Annotated in this window: 7 protein-coding genes and 1 pseudogene; 1 reads left to right on the top strand and 7 read right to left on the bottom strand. The window is 63.5% G+C overall.

Annotated features, from left to right (window positions below):
* On the top strand, nt 1-399 hold a 399-nt coding region (locus FS320_RS34805), incomplete at its 5' end, for a transposase (protein ID WP_152716948.1).
* Nucleotides 400-668: 269 nt separating this feature from the next.
* Here the strand turns inward: FS320_RS34805 and FS320_RS34800 are convergent.
* The 7 genes and pseudogenes from FS320_RS34800 to FS320_RS34770 all read right to left on the bottom strand — a co-directional run bounded on the left by FS320_RS34800 (nt 669) and on the right by FS320_RS34770 (nt 7066).
* Nucleotides 669-2129, bottom strand: a pseudogene (locus tag FS320_RS34800) (IS1182 family transposase).
* Between the two features lie 357 nt (nt 2130-2486).
* Nucleotides 2487-3272 carry an MBL fold metallo-hydrolase gene (locus FS320_RS34795; protein WP_202882934.1) on the bottom strand — a complete coding sequence of 262 codons (786 nt, stop codon included), beginning with the start codon at nt 3270-3272 and terminating at the stop codon, nt 2487-2489.
* 194 nt (nt 3273-3466) lie between these two features.
* Nucleotides 3467-4471: a 4-hydroxythreonine-4-phosphate dehydrogenase PdxA gene (gene pdxA / locus FS320_RS34790; RefSeq protein WP_152716946.1), complete on the bottom strand. Its 1005-nt coding sequence runs from the start codon at nt 4469-4471 to the stop codon at nt 3467-3469.
* 28 nt (nt 4472-4499) lie between these two features.
* Nucleotides 4500-4688, bottom strand: a complete 189-nt coding sequence (locus FS320_RS51055) for a nucleotide-binding domain containing protein (RefSeq protein ID WP_162003435.1) — start codon at nt 4686-4688, stop codon at nt 4500-4502.
* On the bottom strand, nt 4675-5211 hold the full coding sequence (locus tag FS320_RS34780) for a four-carbon acid sugar kinase family protein (protein WP_152716944.1): 537 nt from the start codon (nt 5209-5211) through the stop codon (nt 4675-4677). The genes FS320_RS51055 and FS320_RS34780 overlap by 14 nt, the downstream gene beginning before the upstream one ends.
* On the bottom strand, nt 5117-5722 hold the full coding sequence (locus FS320_RS34775; protein ID WP_152716943.1) for a four-carbon acid sugar kinase family protein: 606 nt from the start codon (nt 5720-5722) through the stop codon (nt 5117-5119). The genes FS320_RS34780 and FS320_RS34775 overlap by 95 nt, the downstream gene beginning before the upstream one ends.
* Nucleotides 5723-5821: 99 nt before the next feature.
* Nucleotides 5822-7066 carry an RHE_PE00001 family protein gene (locus FS320_RS34770; protein WP_274597261.1) on the bottom strand — a complete coding sequence of 415 codons (1245 nt, stop codon included), beginning with the start codon at nt 7064-7066 and terminating at the stop codon, nt 5822-5824.
* Between the last annotated feature and the right edge of the window lie 40 nt (nt 7067-7106).

Raw genomic sequence — 7106 nt, 5'->3', positions numbered from 1 at the left:
ACCTGCCCGGCGGGTCAGCATCTGACGAAGGGCAAGGTGCGCTCAGACCGCCGGGACAATATCGATCATGACCGCAACCTGACCGCCTGTTCAGCCTGTGCCCTCAAGCCCCAATGCTCGCCGGACAAGCACAAACGGGTGAAGCGCTGGCAGCACGAGGATGTGCTCGACCGCATGCAGGCCCGGCTGGAGCGGATGCCCGAGGCCATGAGCATCCGACGGCAGACGGTGGAGCATCCGTTCGGGACCATCAAGGCCTGGATGGGCCGTACGCATTTCCTTATGAAGACCCTGGAGAAGGTCAAAACCGAGATGAGCCTGCACGTGCTAGCCTACAACCTGAAGCGGATGATCAGCATTCTGGGTGTCGGCCCCCTGCTGAAGGCTCTCGAAGCCTGATGCCACACGCCCGCCCATGCGCACCATCGCGGCACCCGCAAAACAGCGCCCATCATCCGCACGCCGGCAACAGCGTTTTCACACGGCCTCGGTCTTGGTCGTGTCAAAACGCTTTGGCAGAAGTCAGATCGCGGCTTTCCACGCTCCAAAGCCCGTCAACATCATCAGCAAGCGCGAGCTGGTTGATGATCGGCGGTAGAAGGCTCCCTTGCTTCTGAGGCGAGCGTTGGACGCCTCAGAGGCGTGATCGCACGAGCAATGCCCGGCTCCTACGCCCTGAGGGCGGCCATCAGCGGCTGGATGCCCAGGATGTTCAGCACCCGGGTCAGGTTGTAAGCGAGCCCATGCAGCGCCATCTCGCTGGCCACCTTCGGCAAGGTCTTCATCAGGAAGTGGGTGCGCCCATGCGCAGCTTGATCGTGCCGAACGGATGCCCACCTCGCGCCGCTGGCGCATCGCCCCGGGGTTCAACTCAAGCCGGCGCTGCACCGCCTCCAGCCCGTCCTCATGCTCGAAGCCGCACCATCCGCCGCTCCTTGGCCGTCGTGCAGCGGCTCTTCAGCGGGCAGGTGTGACAGGCGCTGGTCCAGGAGCGCCGTAGCGTCAGCCCTCGCTCGACGTTGCTGTAGTAGTACTTGAGCTTCTCGCCCGCCGGACAGCGGTAGGCGTCTTCATCGGGCAGATCGACGAAGTCCTGCTTGCCAAACCGGCCATCCGCTTTCGAGCCGGAGGTCATCGGCGTAGGCAAGGTGACGGTCACTCCTGCCTGGTCGCAGGTCAGGATCTCCTCACTGTCCCAGTAACCCCGGTCAGCGATCGCTTCGAGTTTCTCCACCTCCAGGGTTTCTCCACCTCCAGGACAGCCCTGCTGGCCCATGACGGCTTGCCCATGACGGAGAGCTGGGCTCGATCGCAGCCATCGTTGGTCACCTCATGCGCCACGATCAGGTGGTGCTTTGTGTCCACCGCCACCTGCACGTTGTAGCCCACCACGCCAGAGCCGCGCCCGCTCGTGGCCATGGAGCGGGCATCCGGGTCCGTCAGCGAGATCTGCTGATCAGGAGAGGCCAGCATCTGCGCCTCCACCGCGGCCAGACGCTGCATCTCCTGCTCGAGCCGGGCGATCTTCTCCTTGAGGCGAGTCGTTCTGGCCGCCAGCGCTTCTGTTGGCTCATGCCGGTCGGCCGTGTCGAGTTGCTGGAGATAACGCCCAACGCTCTCCTCGATCTGGGCGCGGCGGCGCGCGACCTTCGCCCGCGGGAAGTTCTTGTCGCGATTGTTGATGGCCTTGAACTTGGAGCCATCGATGGCCACGCTGGCGGTGTTCAGCAGCCCCAGCCTGCGGCAGAGGGTGACGCACTGGGCGCAGACCTGCCGGATGGCCCGGCCGCGGTCCTTGCGGAAATGGGCGATGGTCTTGTGATCGGGGCCAGGCGGCCGGTGAGCCACATCAGCTCGCCATTGCGACTGGCCTCGCGTTCCAAGCGTCGGCTCGACGGCACCCGGTTGAGATAGCCGTAGATGTACAGCTTGAGAAGGATGGCCGGATGGGACGATGGGCGCCCGGTGGCTTCGGGCATAACACCGTCAAAGCCAAGCGCCCTCAGATCGAGCGCATCGACAAACGCATCGATGACACGCACCGGGTTGGTCTCATCAACCCAGTCCTCCAGGCTGTCGGGAAACAGGGTGGTCTGGCTGCGATCCACGCCCTCAACAAAGCGTCTCATCGGATCCCCCAAACAAGGCTGGGCGATCATATCATCAGCCGCGTTTTTACACAGCCAGGGTCAATCTGAGTCATTCAGCGCGACCGTAACAAGGTCGGCTCTCTGGCTGATTCTCGACGTTCGCTGATTCTGGCAGTAAGGTTCGCCCTGTGGGTGAACCGATGCGATCGCGGAGGAAAAAGCTCACTCAGATGAGCTTGCTTCCCATACGCTTCCCAATCCGGTTTTCTGGGAAGCAAGACCAAACCTGAACAGCATCTAAGTGCTTGATATGGTTTGGTGAGCGCACTGGGACTCGAACCCAGGCCCCTCTGATTAAAAGTCAGAGATCCTCAATGAAGTGCGATCGACAGATACTCAGTGCCCTGGCAACACCAGGATCTTAGGGCTCTTCGGCAGTGCGGCGCGAGAGAGGGTGATGGCCGCCGTGTTGCTGAACTCCACCGGAAAGTGCTCCCGGGCTGAGCTAAGAAAGCGGTTGAGCGTCGACGGACCGAAGAAGTGCATCGGGATCATCAAAGACGCATTGATCGAGCGCAGCACTTCCATCATGTCGAAGGTCTCGAGCGTGTAGCCGCCGTCCACCGGGACCAGCAGAACGTCAATCCGCCCGAGCTTCTTGAGATGCTCGGGCGCAAGGGTGTGGTGCAGATGGCCCAAATGGGCGATGCACAGCTGAGAGGTCTCGAACACGAAGATCGAGTTGCCGTCGTACTCTGTCCCTCCCCCAGAGCTTCGGATATTCGTCGAGACATTGCGGATGCGAACATCCTGCACGGTGAGGTCGTGGTACGCTGGGCCACCAGCTGGATTCCAGCCCTTGAGCACATGCTTGATCCCCGGATCCGGTCGATAGCTGAAGTGGGTGGAGTGCGCCTTGTTCATGGTGGCCACATCCGGTGGAACGGGCGGACGCGTGCCATCGCTGTAGTCGGTGGCGATCCGCACTCCTTGGGGCGTCTCGATCAGGAAGGTGGCGTGGCCGACAAACGTCAGGCCAACCTCATCCTGACGTAAGGCAGCCCGGGAGACCAGAGCGTCCCGGGAGGCGATCAGGCCAGGGCAGTTCTCCGGCTCAGTCGGGGCAGCAGACAATGGTAAGCTCAGGCTTGCCCAGGCTGCAACCGCACAGGCGATTTGCATCAATCTCCTCATCGGCGCCTCCACTGTCCCAGGTCAGGCAAGTCGTGGATCCCCACCATGCCGGCAGAACATCAAGGATGTAGGCCTTGGAAGCTACCAGACCACAAGCCGGTGGCTCACATGGTCTATTGTACCGCCTGGGACTTCCTCAGCCGCTCCCGCGATCAGCTGAGATCTCGCAACATCAGAGGCTTTCAGGCAAGGGCAGCATGCTGCGGAGCCAAGAGGATGGCCTGATTGAGGGCCTCGAGCATGCTCCGCTCATCAGCCCGGCCCGTTCCGGCGATATCGAAGGCCGTGCCATGGTCCACCGACGTACGGATCACGGGGAGGCCCACGGTGACATTGACGCCTTCCTCAATCCCAAGAACCTTGACCGGACCATGGCCCTGGTCATGGTACATGGCGACCACAAGATCAAAGTCGCCGCGCTGGGCGCGGAAGAACAGGGTGTCAGCCGGAAGAGGGCCTTCGACACGGATGCCGCGCGCCTGAAGCGTCTGCACGGCTGGTTCGATCTTCTGCTCCTCTTCGCCATGGCCAAACAAACCGTTTTCGCCGGCATGAGGATTGATTCCGCACACCCCGATGCGGGGGCTTGCGATCCCGGAGCGCACAAGGGCCTCGTGGCCGCGCAGAATAGTCCGTTCGACCAGTCCCGGCTCGATCCTCGCGATGGCATCAATCAGGCCGATGTGAGTGGTCACGTGGATCACGCGCAGCTTTGGGGTCATCAGCATCATCGAGACTTCCGGCGTATGCGTCAGCGCCGCCAGGATCTCTGTATGGCCCGGGAAGGGATGCCCGCCTGCGTGGAGCGCCTCCTTGTTGAGCGGGGCCGTGCAGATGGCATCAAGCTCATTTGCTGAGGCCAGCGCGACCGCCCGCTCGATGTACCGGAACGCCGCATCGCCCGCGAGTGGGGATAGCTTGCCCCAGGGTAGATTGTCGGGAATCAAGCCGAGATCGACGCAATCAACCGACCCATACTCGAACGCCGTTTCCTTCGGACCTGACGCTGATCGAACTTTCAAGGAGGAGCCGACGATCTCGCCGGCCTGCCGCAGGCGGCTGACATCTCCGATGATCAGAGGCTTACAGCGCTCGTAGACCTCCCGATGAGCAAGCGCCTTGATGATGATTTCGGGGCCGACACCGGCCGCGTCGCCCATTGTGATCGCTATGATAGGCTGACTCATGCACGACCCCCCAGGCCAGGTGCCTACATTACCCGCTCATTGTAGAATTGGAATGATTGCCAGGACCGCCTCGCAGGATCGCGCGGCACCGTCTCAAGGTCGTGCGATCGCCGATCGATATGCCAACAGGCGCTCCTGGCTCGATCTCGCCTTGCATTCTCAACCCCGATATGCCAGCTCGATCGAGGATCGCCCGTGCCGTCTCACCACCGGTCACAATAAGCCCACCGACCCGGGGCAATCAGCGCGGCCAGAGCTGCTGCAAGCTGCGGCCCCTGCTGAACGTTGATTTTCTCACCCCTGATCGTGACCGCGACGTCTCCCCCCGATGCTAAAGCCGCATCGAGAGTTTGGGCGCAGGACTGCACCCGCTCTGGGGTGCTGCTCTCCCGCAGAGTGGACGGGAGAATGGTCACGGGCACGACGCCCTGCTCTTCCGCCAGCGCATCGAACTGCGTGTGTGACACACGGGATGCACTGCCCACAACAACGAGGACGGGCCTTCCAGCCGCCGCCCATACTGGGGCGGATGTGGGAACGACCTCGGGCTCCCCTGCCCTGACAAGAGCCCGCATCAGGCCGGCAGACCCGACCCACAGCGGCTTTCCAGGAAGCATGAGGATTGCGGCCGCAACAGCGAGCAGGTCATCCTCGGTTTGAGCATCGCATACGACAGCATCGCACCCGGCATCGGCCCACTTTGCGAGGCGCGCCTTGAGTTGCCTCTGACCCGAGCGCAACCTGCTCGAGGGTGACCACCCCGACCTTCAATCCCACATCAGTAACAAGAGTCCGCAGATCGGCGGATCGTGTCGAGTCTGCCTGTTTCCAGAGGCCCGTGTTCTCGAGCGGGGTGCCGTTGACGAACACATGGCCGTCGATCGTCGCGCGTCCCGTTCCGGGGAAAGCGGGTGCAACGATCACAAGAGGCGCATGTCCAAGGACATTGGTTGCGGCTTGGCGGATATGAGCAAGCTCCGATGGCCAGTTGCCACGCAGAGTCGAGTCAATCTTGTGGTACAGGATGCGTGTGCTCTTGCTGTAGAGCTGCTGGGCAGCCCCGGTGACAGCGGCTCCGGCCTCCTGGACCGTCATGGCCCGGGAATTCACATCAACTGAGACAGCCGTTGCGCCGCCCGGATCGGCCTTAGCATCGAGGAGCACCACCGTGTCGGCACCCGCCGTTGCGCACGAAACGGCGCAGTCTGCGGCACCAGTCAAGTCGTCGGCAATGATAAGGGTTTCGATCATCGACGTCTTGCCACTCCAATGACCCGAGTGCAAATTTGCTTGCCACAGATGAACTCACAAGACGCCTGTATTGAGGTGCGCTGGTTGAGCTGCGCTGCCTCAGACGATGCCCCAGGCGCGATAGCGGGTGCGGCCGGTAAGCTCGCGCGGCAGCGCGCCGCCGAGCTGGGCCAGCATCAGATCGACGGCCTTGGGCGTGACCTTCAGCAGTTTGGCCGCGAGTGGCCCCGTCACCAGCGGCCGCGACAGGAACAGCTCGACCAGCCCCGGCAGCTTCGAGTTGCTGCGGCACTCCCTGGTCACCCGGCTCATCAGCTCGCGGGCGAGAATCAGCCGATCGAGATCCCTGTGGGCGAGGCTCAGCGCCTCCTCCAGCACCTGACAGAAACCCTCCAGCTTCTCCCGGGCCCCTTCCCGGCCCTGCGGCCGGAACTTCGACTGCTTGAACCCGGCCGCCAGCGGCAGCAGGTGATGGGTCAGCCCACGGGCGCGCAGGATGGCGGCGGCCATGATCAGCCCGAGCCAGGGGAGGCGGGTGTAGAGGTTGAGATCCAGCCACGCGTTCCACGCCACAGATGCGGCCGCGACCGCCGGCCAGGGGCTGGTGCGCTTGACCACCTCAAGCCACAGGTCCTCGGCCTCGGCCTCATCCTGATCCGGGACATAGACGAGATGCGAGCGGCTCTTGCGCAGCGGGGTCTCGCCGGCGAGCACCTGGTTGGTGCGGTCCAGCAGAGCATCGATCTCGGCAAAGTGCGCCTTCCACGGATCGGCATCGTTGGCATAGAGCGGATACGCCTCCTCATCGTCCGGGTTCGGCTTCCTGCCCGTCGAGCGGACGATCGTGTCCTCGGCCACACCACCGAGGCCACGCAGGGCGGCCAGGCCGTCGATGGAGACCGGCCACGGCGCCTTCCGGGCCGTGGCAGTGCGCCGCGCGCGCAGGGCGGCCGCGGCCCGGGTGAGTTCGTGGGTGGGGTGGCGCACATCCATGCCGGCATCGTGCAGCACCAGGTCACCGACATCGACGAGGTGTCCGTCGAGAAGGAGGGCGCGCACCGCCTCGGTCATGTCGCAGCGCGACTGCCACCCGGTAGCCAGGCCGGAGGCTTCCAGGCGGGCGTCGAACCGGAGGATGCTGATCGTGATGGGCTCCAGCCGTCCGGCGATGATCTCCCACGGCAGCTCCGGCAGATCGTGGGTTCGGGGTGCTAGGAACGGCCCGTCGTCAAAGTCCCCTGCCCTGCTCCCGAAAGCGTCATCGGGGCAGTTTGGGGGACGGTGGGCCTTAGGCTGACCGGATGACGAGGTCGGCAAGGGGCGGAATTCTCGGCTGATCCCCATTCAGGCCGAGCCGGTCGCCAAGATAGTCGAAGAACGACAG

The organism is Microvirga tunisiensis (genome assembly GCF_009296175.1).
Taxonomy (GTDB): Bacteria; Pseudomonadota; Alphaproteobacteria; order Rhizobiales; family Beijerinckiaceae; genus Microvirga; species Microvirga tunisiensis.
Note: the sequence above shows the minus strand (reverse complement) of the source record. Positions and strands in the feature narration are given on the sequence as shown.

What these genes read in the sequence shown, in the direction of transcription:
- FS320_RS34795 (WP_202882934.1), bottom strand. Translation starts at nt 3,272, where the DNA reads ATGCAAATCGCCTGTGCGGTTGCAGCCTGGGCAAGCCTGAGCTTACCA.
- pdxA (WP_152716946.1), bottom strand. Translation starts at nt 4,471, where the DNA reads ATGAGTCAGCCTATCATAGCGATCACAATGGGCGACGCGGCCGGTGTC.
- FS320_RS34775 (WP_152716943.1), bottom strand. Translation starts at nt 5,722, where the DNA reads ATGATCGAAACCCTTATCATTGCCGACGACTTGACTGGTGCCGCAGAC.
- FS320_RS34770 (WP_274597261.1), bottom strand. Translation starts at nt 7,066, where the DNA reads ATGGGGATCAGCCGAGAATTCCGCCCCTTGCCGACCTCGTCATCCGGT.